The 21833-nt window shown below is 68.9% G+C and carries 18 protein-coding genes; 11 read left to right on the top strand and 7 right to left on the bottom strand.

Features of this window, described 5'->3' with window-relative positions; translation table 11 throughout:
* The first annotated feature begins 68 nt into the window (after positions 1 to 68).
* From ACFWIW_RS05020 to ACFWIW_RS05010, 3 genes are read left to right on the top strand one after another with little or no spacing between them, the layout of a single operon-like run.
* The gene (locus ACFWIW_RS05020) at positions 69 to 920 is read left to right on the top strand and encodes an arpA protein (protein ID WP_378367189.1); all 852 of its coding nucleotides are present in this window, start codon (positions 69 to 71) and stop codon (positions 918 to 920) included.
* A gap of 21 nt (positions 921 to 941) precedes the next feature.
* A complete protein-coding gene (locus tag ACFWIW_RS05015; RefSeq protein WP_378367203.1) occupies positions 942 to 1775 on the top strand; it encodes a class I SAM-dependent methyltransferase in 834 nt (277 codons plus the stop codon).
* A complete protein-coding gene (locus tag ACFWIW_RS05010) occupies positions 1772 to 3553 on the top strand; it encodes a choline/carnitine O-acyltransferase (RefSeq protein WP_378367188.1) in 1782 nt (593 codons plus the stop codon). Before ACFWIW_RS05015 ends, ACFWIW_RS05010 begins: the two co-directional genes overlap by 4 nt.
* A gap of 81 nt (positions 3554 to 3634) precedes the next feature.
* On the opposite strand, the gene ACFWIW_RS05005 is transcribed toward ACFWIW_RS05010, so the two are convergent.
* Complete coding sequence (locus ACFWIW_RS05005; RefSeq protein ID WP_378367187.1) at positions 3635 to 4072, bottom strand: hypothetical protein; 438 nt, start codon at positions 4070 to 4072, stop codon at positions 3635 to 3637.
* A gap of 15 nt (positions 4073 to 4087) precedes the next feature.
* Positions 4088 to 5425 (bottom strand): LVIVD repeat-containing protein, encoded by a 1338-nt coding sequence (locus tag ACFWIW_RS05000; protein WP_378367202.1) that lies wholly within the window; start codon positions 5423 to 5425, stop codon positions 4088 to 4090.
* A gap of 100 nt (positions 5426 to 5525) precedes the next feature.
* On the opposite strand from ACFWIW_RS05000, the gene ACFWIW_RS04995 reads away from it, so the two are divergent.
* The gene (locus ACFWIW_RS04995) at positions 5526 to 6968 is read left to right on the top strand and encodes an ABC transporter substrate-binding protein (RefSeq protein WP_378367186.1); all 1443 of its coding nucleotides are present in this window, start codon (positions 5526 to 5528) and stop codon (positions 6966 to 6968) included.
* Here ACFWIW_RS04995 and ACFWIW_RS04990 read toward each other — a convergent pair.
* Positions 6948 to 7847 carry a LysR family transcriptional regulator gene (locus ACFWIW_RS04990; protein WP_378367185.1) on the bottom strand — a complete coding sequence of 300 codons (900 nt, stop codon included), beginning with the start codon at positions 7845 to 7847 and terminating at the stop codon, positions 6948 to 6950. The two genes, ACFWIW_RS04995 and ACFWIW_RS04990, sit on opposite strands and share 21 nt — an antisense overlap.
* Positions 7848 to 7918: 71 nt before the next feature.
* On the opposite strand from ACFWIW_RS04990, the gene ACFWIW_RS04985 reads away from it, so the two are divergent.
* The gene (locus ACFWIW_RS04985) at positions 7919 to 8953 is read left to right on the top strand and encodes an SDR family oxidoreductase (protein WP_378367184.1); all 1035 of its coding nucleotides are present in this window, start codon (positions 7919 to 7921) and stop codon (positions 8951 to 8953) included.
* Positions 8954 to 9011: 58 nt separating this feature from the next.
* On the opposite strand, the gene ACFWIW_RS04980 is transcribed toward ACFWIW_RS04985, so the two are convergent.
* Positions 9012 to 9752, bottom strand: coding sequence for an SDR family oxidoreductase (locus ACFWIW_RS04980; RefSeq protein ID WP_378367183.1), 741 nt, complete (start codon positions 9750 to 9752; stop codon positions 9012 to 9014).
* Positions 9753 to 9973: 221 nt separating this feature from the next.
* Between ACFWIW_RS04980 and ACFWIW_RS04975 the strand changes: the two genes are divergently transcribed.
* Together ACFWIW_RS04975 and ACFWIW_RS04970 are read left to right on the top strand one after the other, a co-directional pair.
* Positions 9974 to 10381 (top strand): DUF1508 domain-containing protein, encoded by a 408-nt coding sequence (locus ACFWIW_RS04975; RefSeq protein WP_378367182.1) that lies wholly within the window; start codon positions 9974 to 9976, stop codon positions 10379 to 10381.
* Between the two features lie 156 nt (positions 10382 to 10537).
* Positions 10538 to 11629, top strand: coding sequence for a substrate-binding domain-containing protein (locus ACFWIW_RS04970; RefSeq protein ID WP_378367181.1), 1092 nt, complete (start codon positions 10538 to 10540; stop codon positions 11627 to 11629).
* A gap of 81 nt (positions 11630 to 11710) precedes the next feature.
* Here the strand turns inward: ACFWIW_RS04970 and ACFWIW_RS04965 are convergent, their stop codons facing one another.
* The 3 genes from ACFWIW_RS04965 to ACFWIW_RS04955 all read right to left on the bottom strand — a co-directional run bounded on the left by ACFWIW_RS04965 (position 11711) and on the right by ACFWIW_RS04955 (position 17049).
* On the bottom strand, positions 11711 to 13603 hold the full coding sequence (locus ACFWIW_RS04965; protein ID WP_378367180.1) for a S8 family serine peptidase: 1893 nt from the start codon (positions 13601 to 13603) through the stop codon (positions 11711 to 11713).
* A 195-nt stretch (positions 13604 to 13798) separates the two neighbouring features.
* Positions 13799 to 14701 (bottom strand): sortase, encoded by a 903-nt coding sequence (locus ACFWIW_RS04960; protein ID WP_378367179.1) that lies wholly within the window; start codon positions 14699 to 14701, stop codon positions 13799 to 13801.
* Positions 14698 to 17049, bottom strand: a complete 2352-nt coding sequence (locus tag ACFWIW_RS04955; protein ID WP_378367178.1) for a hypothetical protein — start codon at positions 17047 to 17049, stop codon at positions 14698 to 14700. The genes ACFWIW_RS04960 and ACFWIW_RS04955 overlap by 4 nt, the downstream gene beginning before the upstream one ends.
* Before the next feature lie 257 nt (positions 17050 to 17306).
* Between ACFWIW_RS04955 and pstC the strand changes: the two genes are divergently transcribed.
* From pstC to ACFWIW_RS04935, 4 genes are read left to right on the top strand one after another with little or no spacing between them, the layout of a single operon-like run.
* Positions 17307 to 18296, top strand: coding sequence for a phosphate ABC transporter permease subunit PstC (pstC, locus tag ACFWIW_RS04950; RefSeq protein ID WP_378367177.1), 990 nt, complete (start codon positions 17307 to 17309; stop codon positions 18294 to 18296).
* Positions 18296 to 19420: a phosphate ABC transporter permease PstA gene (gene pstA, locus ACFWIW_RS04945; RefSeq protein WP_378367176.1), complete on the top strand. Its 1125-nt coding sequence runs from the start codon at positions 18296 to 18298 to the stop codon at positions 19418 to 19420. The genes pstC and pstA overlap by 1 nt, the downstream gene beginning before the upstream one ends.
* A gap of 23 nt (positions 19421 to 19443) precedes the next feature.
* Positions 19444 to 20259 (top strand): phosphate ABC transporter ATP-binding protein, encoded by an 816-nt coding sequence (locus ACFWIW_RS04940; RefSeq protein ID WP_378367201.1) that lies wholly within the window; start codon positions 19444 to 19446, stop codon positions 20257 to 20259.
* A 14-nt stretch (positions 20260 to 20273) separates the two neighbouring features.
* Positions 20274 to 21815, top strand: coding sequence for a substrate-binding domain-containing protein (locus ACFWIW_RS04935; RefSeq protein ID WP_378367175.1), 1542 nt, complete (start codon positions 20274 to 20276; stop codon positions 21813 to 21815).
* The last annotated feature ends 18 nt before the right edge of the window (positions 21816 to 21833 follow it).

The raw sequence follows: 21833 nt of genomic DNA, 5'->3' as shown, positions 1-21833 counted from the left end.
CGCGGGGGTGGCGGGCGTTTTCTGTGCTAAACCCGAGAATCACTTCCGGGGCAGCCGAGAGGACGTCGATGACCGCGAGCGCAGTCCAAGTGGCCGATACCGCCCGCTATCCGTTGTCCGAACCGGGAAGCCCGGCGTGGCGCGAAATCGTTTCCCGTACCCGCGCCGAACTGCGGGAAACGGGCTGCAGTGTGCTGGCCGACTTCATCCGTCCGGAGTTGCGTGACGCCCTTCGCCACGAAGGCGCGAAGATCGCTCCGGAGGCGTACTCGAAGGTCGAACGCGTCAACGCCTACAACATCGCCATCGACACCCCGCTGCCGGAGGATCATCCCGGCCGCACGATCATGGAACGCGGCAACGCTTTCGTGGCGCGAGACCGGATCCCGGCGACCGCGGTGATCCAGCAGCTGTATTCGAGCCCCGAGTTCCAGCGGTTCGTCGCCGACTGCTTCGAACTCCCCGAGCTGCACGAACTCGCCGATCCGCTGTCCGGTCTGGTGCTCAACGTGATCGAACCGGGGCGCTCGCATCCGTGGCATTTCGACACCAACGAGTACACGGTCAGCATGCTCACGCAGGAAGCGGCCGAAGGCGGTGTCTTCGAATACTGCCCGAACATCCGCTCCGAAACGGCGGAGAACTTCGACGACGTCCGTGCCGTCCTGGCGGGCGAAGGTGATCACCTGATCAGGCGGCTCACTCTCCGTCCTGGCGATCTTCAGCTGTTTCGCGGACGCTTCGCGCTGCACCGGGTGAGTAGTGTTCAAGGGGCAGTCGCCCGCCATTCCGCGATCTTCGCGTACAGCGAGCGCCCTGGGGTCATCGGCAGTCCGGAGCGGACGAGACAGCTGTTCGGCCGGGTCCTGCCGGAACACGTCGCTTCGGCGGCGGTCCGGGGCGATGAGCTGCTCGACTAAGTCAGGAGCTTGGCCGTGCCATTGGATTCGACCGGCAAGATCAATTTCGATCACATCTACACCGAGCCCGATCCTCGCGCGTTCTTCGGCACCTTGCGCAGACTGGACTACGACATCCCGCAGCAGGCGAAGGGCTACTTCGCGAAACTGATCGACGAGTACCGCGCGGAAGCCGACGTCAAGGTCCCGACGGTGCTCGACCTCGGCTGTTCCTACGGTGTCAACGCGGCGCTGCACAGATTCGACACCACGATGGAACGCCTGTACGACCACTACGCGTCCGCCGGTTCGCTGAGCCGGGACGAACTGATCGCGCGTGATCGCCGGATGGACGCGGTCGGCGACGGAGTCCGCTTCATCGGCCTCGACGCCTCCGCGCCCGCCCTGGACTACGCACTGGCAGCGGGCTTCATCGACGATGCGATCCACGCCGATCTCGAGAACGAAGACCCGACGGACGAACAGCGCGCGTTGCTGTCCGAGGTCGACATCGTCATCTCGACCGGCTGCGTCGGCTACGTCACCGAGAAGACCCTCGTGCGGATCGCACGGGAAAACCGGCCCTGGATGGCGCATTTCGTCCTCCGGATGTTCTCCTACGGTCCGGTCGCCGACAGCCTCGGCGAACTGGACTACGACACGACCGGGGTCGAAGGCGTCTTCCGGCAGCGGAAATTCGCTTCGGCTGAGGAACAGACGCAGATCCTGGACAATCTGTCCGTCGCGGGCGTCGACCCGCGTGGGCTGGAAGACGGCGGCCGGCTGTACGCGCGGCTGTTCGTCTCCCGCCCGAACGGCGCGGCGGGCGGGCTCGCCTCCGCGCTGAACACCCTTCCCCTTCGAGATCAAGGATGATCGTGAGCAGTCCGGAACCGTCCACCCGCACGTTCGGCAACGAGGACATCCTGCCGCGGGTCCCCGTCCCCAGCCTGGAGGACACCTGCCGCCGGTTCCTCGAGTGGTGCTCGCCGCTGCTCACCGCTGGCGAACTCGCGGAGACCGAAGGCGCTGTCGCCGAGTTCCTCGCCGCAGGAAGCCCGGCGCACGAACTGCAGAGCGCGCTCGAGGCCTACGACAAGCGCGAAGACGTCCGAAGCTGGCTCGACACCTTCTGGCCGTACCGCTACCTCGGCCGTCGCGATCGGATCGCCCTCAACGCGAACTTCTTCTTCCTGTTCACCGAATCCCCGCTGGGACAGCTGGAGCGCGCGGCCGAGCTGGCGGCTTCGGCGGTGGACTACAAGCTGAAGCTCGACGAGGAACTGGTGCCGCCGATCCTGCTGCGCGGGCAGCCGCAGTCGATGGTGCAGCACAAGTTCCTGTTCTCGGCGACGCGGATCCCCGGCGCCGTGCAGGACACCGCGCGCACGCCGTACCGCGAGGACTGGCCGGGGCCGTCGAGGGCGCGGCATATCGTGGTCTTCCACCGCGACACCCCGTTCCGGATGGACGTCATCGCGCCCGACGGCCGTCCGTATTCCCCCGAACAGCTGGTCGCGGGGCTCCAGGCGATCGTCAAATCGGGGAACTTCGTCGAAGACCCGCAGACCGCCGCCGGGCATTTCACCACCAAGGCCAGGGCCGAGTGGGCGGCGACGCGGGAAGCGTTGCTGGCGGCGGGGAACGCGGCCGCGCTCGACGACATCGAGACGGCGTTGTTCTGCCTGTGCCTGGAGGACTTCACGCCGTCGGGCACGCAGGAGGCGTGCGACCACCTGCTGCACGGCGACAGCGGGAACCGCTGGTTCGACAAGGCCGTGTCGCTGATCGTGTTCGAGGACGGCACGGCGGGGATCAACGTCGAGCACTGCGAACTGGACGGGACCACGATCCTCGGCTTCACTGACGCGCTGCTCAGCGGGACGCGGCTGGAGCGGCCGCCTGCCGACGGTGTCCCCGCGTCCGAGGTCATCGAGTTCGTCCTGGGCGACGCGCTGCGCGAGGACGCCCGAGCCGCTGCCGCGTCCTTCGCCGAGTACGCCGACGCGACCGCCACGAAGACGGTGTCCTTCACCGACTTCGGCGCGAACCGGGCGAAGGAGCTGGGGATGTCCCCGGACGCCTTCGCGCAGATGGCGTACCAGCTCGCGCACAAGCGGGCGAAGGGGATCACGGGCGCGACGTACGAGTCGATCGCGACGCGGCAGTACCAGAACGGGCGCACCGAAGCGATGCGCGTGGTGACGCCCGAGGTGCTGTGGTTCGTCCAGGTGATGAACGATCCGCAGGCCGACCGCCAGACGCGCCAGGCGGCTTTCCGCGCGGCGGCCGCGAAGCACGTCACGCGGGCGAAGGAGTGCCAGGCGGGTGACGCACCGGAGCAGCATTTGTGGGAGCTGCAGCTGATCCAGAAGCGGCGTGGCGTCGAGGGCTCTCTGTCGCTGTACTCGTCACCCGGCTGGCTGAAGATGCGCAACGACTACCTGAGCACCAGCTCGGCGCCGTCGGTGAACATCCGGTACTTCGGTTTCGGGTCGACCAGCCCGCAGTGCATCGGCGTCGCGTACGTGCTGCTGCCGGAGTCGTTGAACCTGTACCTGTGCACGCCGAAGCACGTGGCGCACGAGATGGAGCTGTTCGCGACGGAACTGACCGCGGCCGTGGCGGAACTGCAGGAGTTGCTGGCCTCTTGAGCGGTGCCTGAGTTGGGCCGAAGGCGTCCTTCGCCGCGTCGGATGCGGTGAAGGACGCTTTCGGCCCGAACCGGCCTCCGCTCACATGGTCGTCGAGGTGAGAAAGGCCTGCTCGGACCCGTCGGCGACGAACGCGGTCCGCGCCTTGGTCGTCGTGGGCAGCTCGCAGGAAAGCCACTTCACGCCGGTCGGGAAGAGCCCCTTCAAGGGCTCGGGCACCGCTGGGGAGCCCGCTTGGCATTTGTAGCCGTCCAGCACCTTCGCGACGGCCTCGCGACGCAGCTTCACCACCGCGGACAGCCGGAGATCGGACGGGCCCGGTGCCTCGATCCGGCCTTCGGAAGCACCCAGCCGCTCCTCGACCCAGGACGCCTGGACGATCTCGCCGATCTCAGGGAAATCCTCGGCGACCGGCGCCGGATCGGTGTGGACGGCCACTTCCTTCGGCGGGGCCGGGGCACAGGCCGCGATCAGGACGATCGCGGCCGTGGTCCCCAGCATCTTCCCCATGGTGCGCATGGGGGAGATCCTGCCTCAGGCGGTGAGCTTCAGGATGTCGATTCCGCGAGTGTTGTCGGCGACGTAGACGTAACCCTTGTGCCAGTACGGCGCCCACGCGCTGGCGTCCGCCGGGCGGAAGTAGGCGATCTGCTTCGGGTCGGTCGGGTCGCTGACGTCGAGGAACCGCGTGCCCTGCGTGTAGAACGACTGCACCAGGACCTTGCCGCGGATGTCGAAATAGTGCGCGGAGCAGTCACCCGTCGTCGGGTCGCTGCCTTCCTGGCCGGCGACGCTCCAGGTGCCGACGGACTTGAGGCGGAACGGCTTCTCCGGCGTCGAGCGCCAGCCTTCGCCGTTGTAGGAGTTCTGTAGCGACGAGATCGTCAGCACGCCGTCACCGGCGCAGCCGTCGAGGAAGCTCTCTTCGGTGGCGTAGATCAGGTCGCGGCCGTGCCAGCGGTTCGAGTCGGCGCCGTCGGCCGAGCGGTGTCCCGCCGGGTGGAAGCTGTTGTGCATGAACTTCGACGGCGCCGCCGTCTCCTCGATCCCGCCGCCCGCGTACGGCACGGGGTCGAACGCGGTCGCGCGACGGACCTTCCCCTGCACGGGATCGCGGTGGTAGCCGTTGGTCCAGTAGCCGCGGACGCCGCCTCGACCGGACACCCACGCCACCCCCTCGGCGTCGACCTGGACGTCGTGCACGTAGTCGGTCTTGCCGTCGTTGCGTGCGAGTTCGATCGGGTTCGGGAACGTCTTGGGGTTGCGCGGGTCGCGGATGTCGGTCACCCAGATCGGGCGGCCGCCCCACTCCGCGGGCTGGTTCGCGGCCTTCGCGGGGCCGCCGGTCCAGAGGTACCGGCAGTCGTCGACGCAGCTGGTCGTGTGACCGGCGGGCACCTTGGTGTAGCTCAGGATGGCCGGTTTGTCCGGATTCTTCAGGTCGATGATGTAGATACCGGACTCGCCGGTCTGCGTGGTGCCGCCGTAGGCCCGCGGGTCCCGCGCGAGGAAGACGAGCTTGCGCTTGACGTCGACCTCGGTGTCTTCGGTCTCCCACAGGCCGGGGAGGCTGACCTCGCCGATCAGCTTCGGGGCGGTGGGGTTCTTCGTCAGGTCGTAGACCTTCAGGCCGAACTCGCCGGAAACCGCCATGACGTCACGCTTGCCGTACTGCAGGAATCCCATGGCGATGGCGCCTTGCGCGTCGGGCACGTTGCCGACGGCCTTGACGTTCTTCACCGCGCCCGGGGCACCGGCGACCCGGACCTTCTCGCCGGCCGGTTTGTCCTCTTCGCCGCACGCGGCGGCGGGCAGGCCGGTGGCGATCAAGGTCGCGGTGACCGTGGTGAGCGCCAAACACGAACGGAGCAACCAGTTTCCTCGCACAGAAACCTCCCAGGATGGTCCCTGCACCTTATGATCGCCACTTTGCCCGCACAACCGCCGATAGTCGTTGCGGGACTGCTATGACATGACCATGCGCTTGCGTCTTCTGGCCCCGCTCCTCGCCGCCGCCCTGGTCGCGGCGGGCTGCACCGAATCCGGCGAACCGCCCGCACCGGACGTTCTTCGCGTGGGCCTGGCCGCCCCGGCGACCCTGCTGCCCGCGGACGTGGCCGACCAGTCCGGACGGATGGTCGCCGGCGCGCTGTGGACGCCGCTGGCCGACTACGACCCGGCGACGGGGAAGACCGCACCGCGGGCGGCCGAATCGTTCTCGAGCCCCGATCGGGTCACGTGGACGGTGAAACTCAAGGACGGCGGGAAGTTCCACGACGGCACCCCGGTCACCGCACAGTCCTACGTGGACACCTGGAAGACGATCGGCGCGGAGCGGTGGCAAGCGTCCCGGGTGCTCAAGGAGCTCTTGCGGGCCAAGGAGATCACCGCGCCGGACCCGCTGACGATCCGAATCGTGCTCGACCGGCCGTCCGGGCAGGTCCCGGCGCTGCTCTCTTCGCCCGCGCTGGTCCCGATGCCCGCCGCCGTGCTGGCTTCGCGTGACTGGGCGGGCTTCGCGCAGCGGCCGGTCGGCAACGGACCGTTCCGGCTGGACGGCACGTGGCAGCCGTCGGGCGGCAAACTGATCCGCGTGGCGGACGCGCCGGGCAAGGCGCGGGTGATCGAACTGAAGACCGGCGACGCGGCGGCACAGTACGACGAGGTCAAGGCCGGGAAGCTCGACCTGTCCACGTTCGTCCCCGGCGATCGCCACGAGGCCATGCACGCGGATTTCGCGCAGCGGCACGTGATGTGGGCCCTGCCCACCGCCGCCTACCTCGGTTTTCCCTTGACCGCACCGCATTTCTCCGACGCGACCGTCCGGCACGGCTTCGCGCTCGGCATCGACCGCGCGGCACTGGAGGCCGGCGCGCTCGGCAAGCAGGTGGATCCGGCGAAGTCGCTGCTGCCGCCCGCCGTCGCCCCCGGTGAGCGCAGCAGTACCTGCCGCCCCTGCACGTTCGACGCCGGAGCCGGGAAATCCCTGCTGACCCAAGCGGAGTTCCCGGCCGCACCGGTCCACTTCGGACAGTCACAGGCGGCCTGGCTGCGGCCACTCGCGGAACAGGTCGGCACGGCCGTCGGCGTCCCGCTCGCCCCGGAGCCCGGACAAGGACCGTTCGCCATCGACGTGGCGCTGACGACGCCGAGCCCGCAAGAGGTGCTGGCCGAGATCGTCAAGGCGACCGGCTATCAGAGCGACGGGTTCGCCGACCTGCTGAAATCGGCCGAGGAGACCGACTCCGCCGAAAGCGGCGAGGTCTACCGCCTGGTGGAGAACCAGTTGCTGCGCGATCTGCCGGTCGCACCGCTGTGGTCCGGGCACGGGCACGCCGTCTGGGCGGACCGCGTGGGCGAGGTCAAGGCGACGACGTTCGGGGGCGTGGACCTCTCAGGGATTTCCGTGCGGTGACCCGAGCGTGCACTTCCCCGCGACGACCTCGATGAACGCCGAGGTCAGCGGGTCGGGCGTGCCGCGGCAGTAGGCGGCGAGCGTCCGGCGGATCGCCGGTTCTGGCCGCAGGACGCGGCCGTGGAAGCCTTCGGGCAGCACGTTGGCCGGGACCAGCGCGGGACCGAGGCCCGCCGCCGCGAGCATCGGGGCGGCGGCGCTCTGTTCGGTGCGGACCGCGGCCCTCGGCTGGAATCCCGCCGCCGCGCACGCCTGGTCGACGAGGTCGGCGAGGCCGTTGCCCGGCGCGTAGTGCACCCACGCGCAGTCGGCGAGGGTCGCCAGGTCGACGACGCCGGTGCCGTCGTCCTCGCGCGGGCCGTCGATCGGCAGGACGACGACGAACTCCTCGACCCCGAGTTCGCGAACCGGGCCGTCCCAGCCCGGCGGGACCGGGCCGACCGCGACGTCGGCCTCCCCCGCCGCCATCGCCTCCCGGAGTTCGTCCGCGTGCCGGAACTCCACCAGCCGGACGTCGACGTCGGGCCGTTCCCGGCGCCACACCCGCAACGCCGCGGGAAGGACCCCGAGGCCGACCGAGTAGACCGTGGCGATCTGCAGTTCCCCCGCTTCCAGCCCGGACGCCTGCCGGGCCGCGCACCGCGCGCGTTCGGCGTCGGCGAGGGTGGCGCGGGCGTGCGGCAGCATGGCGCGCCCCATCGGGGTGAGCCGGACGCTGCGAGGCAGCCTTTCGAGCAGCGGGCCGCCGACGCCCTTCTCCAGCGCGCGCACCTGATGCGACAGCGCGGGCTGCGTCACGTGCAGCAACTCGGCGGCCCTGGTGAAGGAGCCGGTGTCGACGACGGTCACCAGGTATTCGAGCTGCCGCAAACTGGTCATGAAGAGAGTTTATCGGAGTGGTGAGATCTATGCCTTGGACTTATCACCCGGCCTGGTCCAGGCTCGATGACATGAACGAAGAACGCAACGTCGCCCTGGTCGCCGGGGCCAACGGGGTCATCGGCAAGAACCTGATCGCGCACCTGGAGTCCCTTCCCGGCTGGCGCGTCATCGGCCTGTCGCGGCGCGGCGGCCCCGGCCAGATCGCGGTCGACCTGCTCGACGCGGACGACACCCGCGCGAAGCTCGGCGGACTGGACGACGTCACGCACGTGTTCTACGCGGCCTATGTCGACAAGCCGACCTGGGCCGAACTGGTCGCGCCGAACCTGGCGATGCTGACCAACCTCGTCGACGCGATCGAACCCGCCGCCCCCGGGCTCCGCCACGTCAGCCTCATGCAGGGTTACAAGGTCTACGGCGCCCACCTGGGCCCGTTCAAGACCCCGGCGCGCGAGGACGACGCGGGGCACATGCCGCCGGAGTTCAACGTCGACCAGCAGCAGTTCTTGGAGCGGCGACAGGCCGGGAAGTCCTGGACGTGGTCGGCGATCCGGCCGTCGGTGGTCGGCGGGACCGCACTGGGCAACCCGATGAACCTGGCGCTGGCCATCGCGGTCTACGCGTCGATCTCGAAGGAACTGGGCCTGCCGCTGCGGTTCCCCGGCAAACCCGGCGCGTACGACAGTCTCCTGGAGATGACCGACGCCGGACTGCTGGCGAAGGCCACCGTCTGGGCGACCGGCTCGGAGAACGAGGCGTACAACATCGCGAACGGGGATCTGTTCCGGTGGAACGACCTCTGGCCGCGGATCGCGCGCTACTTCGACCTGGAGGTGGCGCCGCCGCTGCCGATGTCGCTGGACGTCGTCATGGCGGACAAGGAAGAGCTCTGGGCCTCGATCGCCGCGAAGTACGGCCTCGAAGTGCCGTACAGCGCCGTTTCGTCGTCGTGGGCGTTCGCGGATTTCGTGTTCGGCTGGGATTACGACATGTTCGCGGACGGCTCGAAGGCGCGGCGGGCCGGTTTCCACGAGTACGCCGAGACGCCGGAGATGTTCTTCCGGCTGTTCGACGAGTTCCGGAAGGCGAAGGTGATCCCGTGAGGCCCTCGTGAGTGGCAAGGACGGTTCTAACCGTCCTTGCCACTCACGAGGCCGGTCGCTAACCGCGTCCGATGTACGGCATCGCGGTCGCCGTGACGGTCAGGAACTGGACGTTCGCGTCCAGCGGCAGCCCGGCCATGTACAGCACGGCGTCCGCGACGTGCCGGGCGTCGAAGGTCGGCTCGGCCTTCACACTGCCGTCGGCCTGCGGGATCCCGTCGGCCATCTTCCGCGTCATCTCGGTGGCGGCGTTGCCGATGTCGATCTGTCCACATGCGACATCCCAGGCGCGGCCGTCGAGCGAGATCGACTTCGTCAGGCCGGTGACCGCGTGTTTCGTCGCGGTGTAGGCGACGGACGCGGGGCGCGGGGCATGCGCGGAGATGGAACCGTTGTTGATGATCCGGCCGCCGCGCGGGTCCTGCGCCTTCATCAGCCGCACGGCCTGTTGGGCGCACAGGAACATCCCGGTCAGGTTGGTGTCGACGGTGCGTTTCCAGTCCGCGAAGGACAGTTCGTCGACGGTCCCGCCCACCGAGACACCCGCGTTGTTCACCAGGAGATCCAGCCGCCCCCACTGGTCGCGGACCGTCTCGAACAGCCCGGCGACGGAATCGGGATCGGCGACGTCGGTGGGCACGGGAAGCGCCTCCGCGGCGCCGTCGGCGGTCTCGGCCAGCGCGTCCGCGCGGCGGCCGGCGAGGGCGACCCGGTAACCGGCGCCGAGCAACGCGCGGGAGATCTCCCTGCCGAGCCCGGAACCCGCTCCGGTGACGACCGCGATCCTGCCGTTGCCCATCGATCCTCCTCGCAGACCGTGCCGGACCGGACCGGCTCGGTGATTGTTTTCCGATTACCCGCGTCCGTTCAGGCTAGCGCGCCGCCGCCGGGGGAAAACGTTCACCCGTCGGCCGTCGCGCCTTAAGCAAAACCGGTAACCCCTTCACCTCATCGCGGCGATTCACCGGATGTGACCAGGGGGAATTCACGTCGTTCACTTCGTCGCACGGACGGTGAACGGTGAAGAAGAATCCACGATTTCAGCTCGTCCAGACCGGCGAGCAGACCCTTCGATGGCGTTTGCTCGGCGGCAACAACGTGTCGCTGGGTTCGGCGCCCGACGACTATCCACGAGCCGAGGAATGCCTTGTCGCGATCGCCTGGCTCAGCACGCATGTTTCCGAACTGACCAGCGATTTCAGTCATCTCAGCGGCGGCCGCTGGCGCTGGCGCCTGCACACCGGCGACCGGCTCGTCGCGATCGCCAGCCATGCCTACGGACGGCGTATCGAGGCACAGCGCGGCCTCGACCGGTTCCGCTCGGCCACCACCGAAGCGTCCATCGGCGAAGGAATCGAGACGATAGCGGATTGGCGCCGGAAATACCGTCGCGATTCCGGCGGATATTCACCGAATCGTTCTCCGTGACGGCCGATCACGGAAAGTGCGTTCCCCGGAGATTAACCACCATGACGTCGGGCGGGAACGCGAAGCACCGCCGCCGGACAGTGTTGCGGAGCGAGGATTGGGCCAAGTCACGGAATCCCGCGACTACTTGGGGACTAGAGAAAGAGTGCAAACAAGATGCGTGCTCGTACCACTCGGTTTCTCGGCGCCACCGCGATCGCCGCGTGTGCCTGCCTCACCCTGACCGGCACCGCCTCGGCGGTCGCCCCGGCCAACGGCCTCGAAGACGTCCTGGCCGCGGCGGGCTCGGACACCACCGTCGACATCACCGGCGCGATCCTGGCCAACGCCAACGGCGCGGCCTGGAACACCGACCCCGACAACCACGTCAACATCCCGCCGCTGCTCGCCGCGGGCGCGACGTTCACCGTCCCCGGTGACCTGTACGCCGACGAGGTCGTCTACAACACCACGACCAACCTCCCGCCGAACGGCTCGTCCCAGGGCAAGGCCGCGCTCAAGGCCTCCGGTGACGCGGCCGACGGCAAGATCGACATCGCGCGGTCGTCCTCGCCCCGCGGCTCGTCCGACCCGGCGTCGTTCGAGTACTACGCCTTCGCCACCGACGGTGTCACCTGGTCCTCCTCGGCGACCGGCTCGGGCGCGGGCCTGTCCCTCTCGCTGGCGCAGCTGCGCGGCATCTACGACGGCTCCATCACCAACTGGAACCAGGTCGGTGGCGCCAACGCCGCCATCGTCGTCTACCTGCCCCAGACCGGCTCCGGCACGCTGAGCTTCTTCACCACCACCGTCCTCGGCTTCGACCCCACCACCAAGCCGGTCACCATCAAGCGGTTCCAGGAGCACGACGGCAACTCGATCCCGGCCGCCGACCGTGCCAACGCGATCGCCCCGTTCTCCATCGCGCAGTGGATCGCCCAGGGCAACGCGGTGACCGCGGACAAGCGCGCTGGCTTCACCGTGAACCCGCTGACCGGCGCCGGCTTCGACGGCTCCCCGGTCGCCGGTTCGGCCGGCGACTACACCCCGGCCTTCACCACGGCGTTCCTGGGCTCGCGCAGCGTCTACCACGTCCTCGACACCCGTACGCCGAGCTACGACCAGGCCCAGCGCGCGGTCGGTTTCGCCGCCGGTGACACCGCCGCGACCGCCAGCCCGCTGTGCGGTGGCCAGCTCGCCGACACCATCAAGCGGTACGGCTTCCTGACCGTCTCCGGCCCGAACGGCCTGTCCTGCGTCAAGTCCTGACCCCCTCCTAGCGCGTGAAGGCCCCCTTCCCCCGGCTGAGCCGAGGGAAGGGGGCCTTCACGCGCGATGGGACCGCTGCGGCTACTTGGGGGCGACGCCCAGTGCGGCGAGCGCCGGGCCGGTCATGATGACGCCCGCCCCGGTGACCGGGTCGAAGCCCGGGGCGCCGAGGTCGATCGCGGTCGACACGAGCGCGTTCCGGATCTCCGCCGGGGTCGCGGCCGGCTTGCCCTGCTTCAGCAGCGCGGCGATGGCGGCGGCGCTCGGCGCGGCGGCCGAAGTCCCGAAGAACGGCTGGAAACCGCTCACCGAGGTCGCGACGCCGTCGGCCGCGGTGATGTCCGGCTTGTTGCGGGTCGCGCCACCGGTCGAGGACACGTTGCCGGGGGTGATCACCGAACCGTCCGGGTTGTAGAACTGGTGACGGCGACCGTCCGAAGTGAACCGTTCCCACTTGCTGGCGGAGGTGAACAGACCCGGGTACGGGCCGGCCGGGTTGGCCGGGTCACCGGCTTCGAGCGCACGGCCGAAGGCACCCGCGGCGGGAGCGGCCGCGACGCTGAAGGCGTTGACGGCCGCCGAGTGGCCGGAGGTGACACCGTTGGTGCTGAAGGCTTTCAGGTCACCCGAGGCGACGAAACGGCCGCGGATCACGTTGAGCGCGATGAACCGGTCGGAGCCGCTGTACTTGACCACGGCGACCTTGAAGCCCGAACCGCTGGCCGGGACCTGGGCGATCTCGTACGGGTTCTGGGTGCCGTTCTGCGCGCCCTCGCTGGAGGCGACGACCGCGCCGGAGGAGTTCAGGACGAACAGGTCGTAGTCGCTGGTGGCCTTGCCCCACGGGTCGGACCAGAACAGGGTGACATAGCGGCCGACCGAGTTCGGCGAAAGCGCGTTGTACAGCTGGGTCGTGGTGCTCGGGTCGAAGTCGTGCGGCGTCCCGGTGATCCCGGAGATCTTGCTGCTGGAGCCGCGGAAGTCGCCTTCGTAGTAGCCGCTGGTGCCGTCGGTCAGGTTGCCCGAGTTCCCCGCGGAGGAGAAGTAGAGCGCGCCGGCCGCGGTCACGTCGTTGACGGCCTGCGCGACCGGGCCGTCCTGGAACGGCGACTCGTCGAAGTAGGACACGTCGTCGACGATGATCGTGCACTTGCCGGTGTTCCGCAGGGCACGGATGTTGTCGGCGAAGCTCTGCTCACTGGTGAAAGCGGTGGCGAAACCGAGCGCGGCGCCGGGCGCCATGTCGTGGATGATTTCCAGCATCGCGGTGCCCTCGTCACCGCTGCCCGCCTGACCGGGGAGGACGTCGACGGCGGGGAGCTCGCCCGCGGTCTGGGACGCCTTCAGCGACTTGATGCCGTCGGACAGCACGCAGACCTTCTGGCCCGCGCCGGTGACGCCGTACTTGGTGCGGGCGGTGTCGTTGCCGTGCGCCTTGTCGCCCTCGGCGACCTGCAGCGCGGCGGCGGTCTGCTTGGCCGCGGCCTGCCGCCGGTCCTGCGGGGCGGATTCGTTCCAGGTCATGGCCTGGGAAGCGGCCTTGACCTCGGCGACGTCCCCGCGGCCGGCGATCGCGTCGACGGCGTTCAGCGGGAGGTCGGCACGGATCGCACCGGCGGGAGAGGCGTAACGGACGGTGCCGCCCGCCGCCTTGACGGCGTCCACCAGGGACTGTCCGGCCCCCTTGATGTCCACCGCGACCGTGCCGGCGTCGCTGACGCCCAGCCCGGTCCGGTATTCGGGCAGCTTGCCTGCCAGGCCCTTGTCGGCGCGCAGGCGCTTCTCGACGACGAGCTGGCTCGACTGCTTGCGCTCGGCCGGGGTGAGGCTCTTCTTGATGCTCTGCAGCGCGGTGATCCCGGCCTGCGTACGCGCCTCCGCCGACGGCTGGGCGCCGGCAACGGCGGTCGACAGCAGCAAAGCGCCGACCGCGACCGGAACCGAGTATGTGACCACCCGGCTGAATCTGCTCATCGAAATCTCCCTGTTCCCACACACGGCACAGCCCGTGACAGGAATTCCTTCGGCCGCCCGAATGAATTACCCCTGACCGGGTGTAATGGGGAGAATCTAAAGAGCGATCGGTGACGAGTCCACCGACCAAAGTCTGGATCGGGGGATGATCCACAGCGTGGGAGCGATTTCGGTCCGAAAAGACCGAAATCCGGTTCACGCCCAGGCGGGGAACAGCCGCCACAACGACAGCGCCGCGAGTGCGGCGAGGGTGAGCAGCACCGGCCCGGTGATGACATAGGTCGAAACCGGACGCCAACGGCGATAAAGGAATGTCGCCCCGGCCGCCGCCACCACGAATCCGCCGAACGCCAGCACCAGTCCGGCCCACGCGTCGCCGTCACCGGTCCGGCCGTCCTGCGCGTCCGCCTTGCCGTTCTGCGGAGCGGGCCGGAACGGCCTGCCCTCCAGCACCGCGGTCACCACGGTCGCTTCCGCCGACGCCAGCGGCCACCAGGAAGCCGAAGTCACCAACGTCAGCCGATCGTTCTGGGTCTTGCCGTAGTCGGACCCTTCGTCGAGCGGGCGGGTGGCCTTCTCGGTCACGCGGTAGACGGACTTGCCCTGAGTGGTCGCGACGACGATTTCGTCACCGGGTTCCAGTGCCCCGAGCGAACCGAACGGACCGCCGTAACCGGCGTTGCGCGCCACGATCGCGGCGTTGCCGGGCTGCCCCGGACCGGCGGTCCCCGGCACGTGGCCCGGCCCGGACGCGGTCTCCCCGCTCGACGCGCCTTCGACGACGACCTGTTGCAGCTTCAACGCGGGAATCTCCAGCACGGCGACCGGTTCGCCGAATTCGACCGGTTCGGTGGGCGGAGCGGAGCCGAAAAGGCTTTGGCTGGCTCCCAGCGCCAGGCCGATCTCGCCGCGGATCTCGCCCAGCGCCTTCCTCTGGTCGCTCGCCTGCAGCATCGGCCCCAGCGCGTAGACGACGAGTGCCAGCGCCACCAAGGTGGTGACCAGCCAGGCGGCGAGAACGGTGCCGATCCATCCCGGGCCGAAACTCAGGAAGCGGGTTTCCGGTTCCTGCTGCTTCTCTTCGACGGTGGTGCTCACGCCGCGCCTCCGGCCGTTTTACGCCGCAGGAGACCGAAGAGCGCCGCGAACGCGGACCCGATCCCGGCCAGCGCCGCCACCAGCCACCTCGGCACCGGGCGCCCGGCGGCGACGTACGCCGTCGCGGACGGAAGCGTCGCCAGGATCGCCAAGGCCACCAAGGGAACGAGCGCGCCAAGCACCCCGGCCCCCGGGAACTTCGGGATGTCGATCGACTCGGCGAGGTTCTTGGCCGCCAGCACGCTTTCCGGCGTCGGGGCGGCCGCGGGGACGGGCCCGGTGCCGGCCGACGGCGACGTCCCGGCAGACGAACCCGTTCCCCCGCTGGGGCCGGTCGACGAGGAATCGGCGGCCGTCGTGGCACCGGTCCCGCCCGCCGGTGGCGGATTCTTCGCTTCTTCCCTTTCCTTACAGGATTCCTGGACCGTCCCGGTGCCGATCTTGGCCACCCGCGCGGGAACGGTGGCCGCCAGACCGGGGCTCAACGGGGCCATCCCCGGCGGGAGCAGCGACTGGCCGTAGCCGCTCGCCAGTTCGGCGACCGCCTTCAGCTGCGCCTGCTTCTCGGTCATCGGCTTGCAGGTCGCGTCGATCAGCGGATTGACCGGCGCCGCCAGATACTCCACGAAGGTCAGCGGATACGCGCCGTCCTTGGTCACGGTGCCCGGCTGCACGGTCCCGTCCGGGCCGACCTGCATCGAATCGGCCGCCAGCTGCAGGCTTTCCTTGGTCGGCGCGACGAAGTTCCCCTTTCCGTCCGGGAGCGCGACCGGCGCCCAGCCGTAGGCCCTCGCCGTCGCGAGATCGGTGACGACCCAGCTCATGCAGCCGCCGGTGCAGACGAATCCCGTTCCCACGACACCGTTCTGCACGGTCTTGCGCACAGCGAGCTGACCGGTTTTCGCGTCGACGTTGTGCAGCGAACGGGCACCCGGATCGAGCGCGTTGAGATCGGAGATCACCCCCGGCGATTTCCCGTCCAGCTCACCGAAGTATTCGGTCCCCTTGTTCGGGAACACCCAGGCCGACGGCGCTGCCCCGGAGAGCACCTTGCTCAACGCGAGCGGCACCGTGCCCGGTCCGGATTCCCCGGTCACCCCGAAGAAGTCCAGGCTCTCGGCGCCGGCCCTGGCGCTGGCCGCGTTCGCCTCGTTCTCTCTCGTGACGGAGGCGAGCGCCGGATTGCGGCCGACCAGCGGGGTGCCGTTCCGGAAAATGCCGCCCCGGCCGTCCAGATCGGGTTGCTGTCCCCCCTTGGTGACCATGTCCGCCACTTCGTCGTGGGTGAACCGCAGGGTGCCGGTGAACTTCGCGTTGAGCGAACTCCCGTTGTCGTCGGTGTCGGTCGGCGACCAGCCGACCGCGGCCAAGACCGCCGCGTTGATCCCGACCGGGATGTACTGCCGCTCCCGGACGGTCTGCGTGGCGAGCGCGTTCCCGCTGCCGGTGATCACCAGATCCGAGTCGCCCTTGTCGAACGCGGTCAGCCCGGCGTCTTCCGTCTCGCTCACGATGTTCGACGGCTGCTCGGCCTGGGTGGGCGCGCAGAGCGCCTGGTTCCAAGCGACCGCGGTACGGCCCAGCCGCTCCGGCATGCTGGCGCTGAGTGTGTGCTGACCGGCGCCCTTGCACCCTTTGACGCCGAGCTCCTGCTGCGTCGGGGTGAAGGCGATCGAGCTGTCGATCCAGGTCACGAACGCGCCGGCCGCGTTCTTCGCGGTGATCGTGACCGCGACCGAACAGGGATTGTTCTCGTCGCAGCGGAAGGAGTACTTGTTGCGGGTCTTCGCACCGGTCGCCGGATCGACGACGTCGGGATTGGCCGCCCAGGAAACCGTGGGCGGCTTGTCCGCCTGACCTTCGGCGTTCTTGTTGAAGGTGGTGTACAGCGGGTCCCAGATGATCGGTTTCGGGGTGGAGGAACCGAGCGGGATCTGGGTGTCGATGACGATGTCGCCGGTTCTGCTGCTGCGGCGGCCGGTGGCACTGTCCATATGCGCCGCGTTCGCGATGAACTCGTCCTTCAACCCTCCGCAGTAGGCATTGACCCGCGCGCTGACGGAAGTCTCCCGGTTCCACGGCGGTTTCCCGGCGACCTTGATCAAATTGTCCGGCAGCACTTTGGGGCAGACCTTCAGGGACGCCTGGGCACCGCTCGCCAATCCCGACACCGTGATCCGCACCGGTTCGCCGTTCCGGGCCGCCGACAGATCGGCTGGCTCGGTTTTGAGGGTGTACGGCGGATTCGCCGGCGCTTGCGCCCGCGCCGCGGGGACGGACACTCCCGTGACCATCAGCACCCCGCAGATCAGCAGGATCCCGACTTGTCTTGCGCGGACGAAGAACACGGACGACTCCCCAAGGTGCGCGGGCATACGGCGGAGAGCGGGACTCGATCACGAGCCGCGCCCGGAACCAACGTCCCCGAGCCGCCGTCCGGGGTCAACCGCCCCTCGACCGCCCCGGCACAGATTCACACGCGCCCCGTCGGGCGTTCTCCGCTTGGACACCTTTCGCGGTTTCGGGCACCACATACTGGCCGCATCGAGGGGCGACGTGGTGTGCCCTGAACTCGTTTACCCGCCCATACGAAGGAAGGCCGCTCGTGACCGTCGCGCCACCCCGGCCCGACCCGTCCCCACCGGGAACCCCGGTGCGGCGGGTGCTCACCGAAGTCCTTTCCCGGGCCGACCGGGCGTTCCGCCGGGTCACCACCGGCGCCGGGCTGGCCATGCTGGGAATCCTTCTGGTCATCGGATTCTTCCTGGTCTACCGGTCCGGGCCCGCCTTCGACAACAGCGGTTTCGGGTTCTTCACCACCATCCGGTTCGATCCGGCCGCCGGTGTACTCGGTGTCCTTGGCCTGCTCTACGGGACGATCGTGGTCGCGCTCATCGCGGTCCTGGTCGCCGTGCCGCTGAGCATCCTGGCGGCGCTGTTCATCACCGAGTACTCCAGCGGCCGGGTGCGCGGCTTCCTCACCGGCCTCGTCGACCTGCTCGCCGCCATCCCCAGCCTGTTGTACGGCTTGTGGGGTTTCAGCTTCCTCGGCCCGCAGATCGTCCCGGTTTCGACGTGGCTGACCGAGAACCTCGGCTGGTTCCCCTTGTTCGCGTCCAAGGAGAACACGCTGTACATCCAGTCCATGTTCATCGCCGGGCTGGTGGTGTCCCTGATGGTCCTCCCGATCACGACCTCGGTGATCCGCGAGGTCTTCGCGCAGACTCCGCCCGGGGAAAAGGAAGCGGCACTCGCACTGGGCAGTACCCGTTGGGGGATGGTCAAAACGGTCATGCTGCCCTTCGGCCGGGGCGGCATCATCGGCGGTTCGATGCTCGGGCTCGGCCGCGCGCTCGGCGAGACGATCGCCGTTTCCCTGCTGCTGCCCCAGGTTCCGGAGATCACGAAGCACATCCTCCAGTTCGGTGGTGCGACGATCTCCGGTTTCATCGCCAACAACTCCGGCGCCTCCGGGCTTTCGCTGTCCGGGCTGATGGCGGCGGGGCTGGTGCTGTTCGTCTTCACCCTGGCCACGAACTTCACCGCTTCGGTGATCATCTCCAAGAGCCGGTCCGGTGCGGGAGTGGACGCCTGATGACCACGACAGTCACTCCCCCGGTCTCGTCAGGCCCGCGCAAACTCGTCAAACGCCGCCCGTCGGAGACCACCCGGCAGGATCGGCTGGCGGCGCTCGGCTGCGCGGTGTCGGCCACGCTGCTCACCTGGTTCGTCATGCATCTGCTGCTGGATTCCCCCGGCTGGCTGGCGGATCTGATCGTCGCCTATCTGCTGTACCTGGCGATGCTCTATCTGGTCACCCGCGACCGCTTGGGCAGGCTCGCCGCGTCGGACCGGCTCGTCTCGACGGTCGTGGTCTCCGGGGCGCTCACCCTGCTCGTCCCGCTGCTGTTCCTGTTGACCTACATCGTGATCGAGGGCGCGCCGTATCTGCGCCTCGGCTTCTTCACCCACGACATGTCCGCCGTCGCGCCGACCGATCCGGTCACCGCGACCGGCGGTCTGCACGCCGTCGTCGGCACCCTCCAGCAGACCGCGCTGACCCTGGTGTTCGTCGTTCCGCTGGGCGTGCTCACCGCGATCTTCCTGAACGAGACCCGGTCGCGGTTCCGCCGCCCGGTGCGGATCATGGTCGACGCGATGAGCGGTCTCCCGTCCATCGTGGCGGGCCTGTTCATCTACGCGGCGCTGATCATCCCCGGTATCCAAGCCGGGGTGGGGCTGTTCAGCTACAACGGTTTGATGGCCACGTTGGCCCTGACGATGGTCATGCTGCCGACGGTGACGCGGACCGTGGACGTGGTGCTCCGGCTGGTACCGGACGGTCTGCGCGAGGCCTCGCTGGCACTCGGCGCGAGCCGGGCGAGGACGGTGTGGTCGGTGGTGCTGCCCACCGCGCGCACCGGCGTCACCACCGCCGTGATCCTCGGCATCGCCAGGGTGGCGGGCGAAACGGCACCGCTGCTGTTCACCTCGTTCGGCTCTCTCGCGATGAACGCCAACCCGTTCTCCGCGCCGCAGGAGAGCATCCCGCTGTTCATCTTCCGCTTCATCAAGCAGCCGCTGGAAAACGTCCAGCAGCGCGGTTACGTCGGCGCGCTCGTGCTGATCCTGCTCATCTTCGGCCTGTTCGCGATCGCCAGGATCGTCGGGCGCGACCGGTCGAAGCGCAAGGCGAAAAGAACGAAGGAGAACCGGTGACCGACACCACCGAATTGTCCACTGTGGACGACAGGCCGCAGGTCACCTTGACCGGCGGCCCGCCGCCCGGCGCGGCGGAACTCGAGTCGCGCGAGATCGGTGCCTGGTTCGGCGACCGGCTGGTCCTCGAAGGTGTGTCGCTGCGGATGCCCGCCAGAGAGGTGACCGCGCTGATCGGTCCGTCCGGCTGTGGCAAGTCGACCTTCCTGCGCATCCTCAACCGGATGCACGAGCTCGTCCCGTCGGCGTCGCTGACCGGCGAAGTCCTGTTGGACGGCCAGGACATCTACGCCGACGGAACCCGGCCGCAGCAGGTCCGGCTGCGCATCGGCATGGTGTTCCAGAAGCCGAACCCGTTCCCGGCGATGTCCATCCGGGACAACGTGCTCGCCGGGCTGAAACTCGCCGGCGTCAAATGCGACGACAAGAACGCGCTCGTGGAACAGAGTCTCGAACGCGCCGGGCTGTGGCGTGAGGTCCGCGACCGGCTGAGCTCGCCCGGCGGCGCCCTCTCCGGTGGGCAGCAGCAACGGCTCTGCATCGCCCGTTCGCTCGCGGTCCAGCCGAACGTGCTCCTGATGGACGAGCCCTGCTCCGCCCTCGACCCGACGTCCACCCGGCGGATCGAGCAGACGATCGCCGAGATCGGACACGAGGTGACCGTCGTGATCGTCACGCACAACATGCAGCAGGCCCAACGGGTTTCCGATCACTGCGCGTTCTTCCTCGCGGCCGAGAACGAACCCGGCCGGGTGATCGAGCACGGTCCGACGGACACGATCTTCAACGCGCCGTCGGACGAACGCACCTACGACTACGTGAACGGGCGGTTCGGATGACGACCTTGCGCAGAATGGGCGCTTTGGGCGGGATCTCGGCGCTGCTGCTCTCGATCTCCGTGGCGGGCGCTCCCGGCGCGGCGGCGCTCAGCAGGGTCACCGGTTCGGGATCCAGTTATGTCGGCGTCGCGATGACCGACTGGCAGAACGGCGCGACGTCGCGGGGTATCCCGGTCAACTACTCGGCGACCAACTCACCCGCCGGGGTCAACCAGTACGGCGACCGGACGGTCGACTTCGGCGGGACCGAAGCCGAGGTCTCCTCGCTCCTCGCCGCGGGCGGTGGCGGGGTGACCGCGCAGACCCGCGGCTACCAGTACGTCCCGGACGTCGCCGGCGCGGTCGCCGTCATGTACAACGTCACCGACCAGGCCGGGAAGCGGGTCGACTACCTGCACCTCACCCGCGAGGTGATCGGCCGCATCTTCAGCCGGGACATCACCCGCTGGAGCGATCCGGCGATCACCGCGACCAACGGCGGGAAGTCGCTGCCGGACCAGCCCATCACCCTGGTCGGGCGGACCGGGCAATCCGGGACGACGGCACTGTTCTACGACTTCATCGCGCATGCGGCACCGGACGCCTACCAGCGTTTCGTCGCCCGCAACGTCGGCAACGGGATGGGCAGCCTGCCCGCCGGGGTGCGCCCGATCCAGCTCCCCGAACGAGGACCGGACGCCGACTGGTACCGGCTGCTCGCGGACTCGGACCAGATCGCGCAGGCCATCGGCAAAGCGACCATCCCGTTCTCCGTCGCCTACGACGAATTCGCCTACGCGCAGCGCCACAACGTGCCGACGGCCTGGGTGCAGAACGGCGCGGGCCAGTACACGCAGCCCTACGCGGAGAACATCGCCTCCGCGCTGAAGTTCGCGGAACTCCGCCCGGACCTGAGCCAGAAACTCGACAAGGTCTACTCGAACACGGATCCGAAGACATATCCGATTTCGGCGTACTCGTACATCATGATGCCGTGTACCAGCGGCCGGGACACCTGCCGCGGCGGCTATGGCGACCAGGGCAAGACCGACACCATGACCGCGTTCCTCGAACACGTCGCCTGCGACGGCCAGATCAACATGGCCCGTATCGGCTACTCGCCGCTGCCGCCGAACCTGTCGCAAGAGATCATGAACTCCAACGCGCGGCTCACCGGACAGCCGCCGAAACAGCTGAACGCGGGCAACTGCGCCAACCCGACGTTCCACGGCAGCCTCGGCGCGGGTGCCACCAGCCCGCCCGACCCGCTGGTGACCGCCGGGATCATCGCCCCGAACGGCAAACCCGCGGCGGGCACCTCGGGCCCCAAGGCCTCCGCCGGGCCCAGCACGGGCCCGGCCGTCGGCGACAAGACCGCGACCGCGACGGCGAACCCCGACGAGGAGTCGGCGGGCGGCGGCTCGAAGAACTGGCGGGAAGCCGCCCCGGCCGCCTACGACGAGGGCGGCTTCGGCGGCTTCGTCGGCTGGGCGGCGCTGGTGCTCTTCGCCGCGATCGTGACGCCGCTGGCGGTGCGCGGGGTGGTGAGGAAGTTGCGGAGATCTTGGGGCTCGTGAGTGGTAAGGACGGTTAGA

Source organism: Amycolatopsis sp. NPDC058340 (assembly GCF_042723975.1).
Classification (GTDB): Bacteria; Actinomycetota; Actinomycetes; order Mycobacteriales; family Pseudonocardiaceae; genus Amycolatopsis.
This window is presented reverse-complemented; position numbering and strand designations above follow the sequence as displayed.

Bases quoted from the DNA above. Each gene is read 5' to 3' on its own strand.
- pstA (WP_378367176.1), top strand. From the start codon at position 18,296: ATGACCACGACAGTCACTCCCCCGGTCTCGTCAGGCCCGCGCAAACTC.
- ACFWIW_RS04990 (WP_378367185.1), bottom strand. From the start codon at position 7,847: ATGACCAGTTTGCGGCAGCTCGAATACCTGGTGACCGTCGTCGACACC.
- ACFWIW_RS05010 (WP_378367188.1), top strand. From the start codon at position 1,772: ATGATCGTGAGCAGTCCGGAACCGTCCACCCGCACGTTCGGCAACGAG.
- ACFWIW_RS04965 (WP_378367180.1), bottom strand. From the start codon at position 13,603: ATGAGCAGATTCAGCCGGGTGGTCACATACTCGGTTCCGGTCGCGGTC.
- ACFWIW_RS04935 (WP_378367175.1), top strand. From the start codon at position 20,274: ATGGGCGCTTTGGGCGGGATCTCGGCGCTGCTGCTCTCGATCTCCGTG.
- ACFWIW_RS04995 (WP_378367186.1), top strand. From the start codon at position 5,526: ATGACCATGCGCTTGCGTCTTCTGGCCCCGCTCCTCGCCGCCGCCCTG.
- ACFWIW_RS05020 (WP_378367189.1), top strand. From the start codon at position 69: ATGACCGCGAGCGCAGTCCAAGTGGCCGATACCGCCCGCTATCCGTTG.
- ACFWIW_RS04985 (WP_378367184.1), top strand. From the start codon at position 7,919: ATGAACGAAGAACGCAACGTCGCCCTGGTCGCCGGGGCCAACGGGGTC.
- ACFWIW_RS04970 (WP_378367181.1), top strand. From the start codon at position 10,538: ATGCGTGCTCGTACCACTCGGTTTCTCGGCGCCACCGCGATCGCCGCG.
- ACFWIW_RS05005 (WP_378367187.1), bottom strand. From the start codon at position 4,072: ATGCGCACCATGGGGAAGATGCTGGGGACCACGGCCGCGATCGTCCTG.
- ACFWIW_RS04980 (WP_378367183.1), bottom strand. From the start codon at position 9,752: ATGGGCAACGGCAGGATCGCGGTCGTCACCGGAGCGGGTTCCGGGCTC.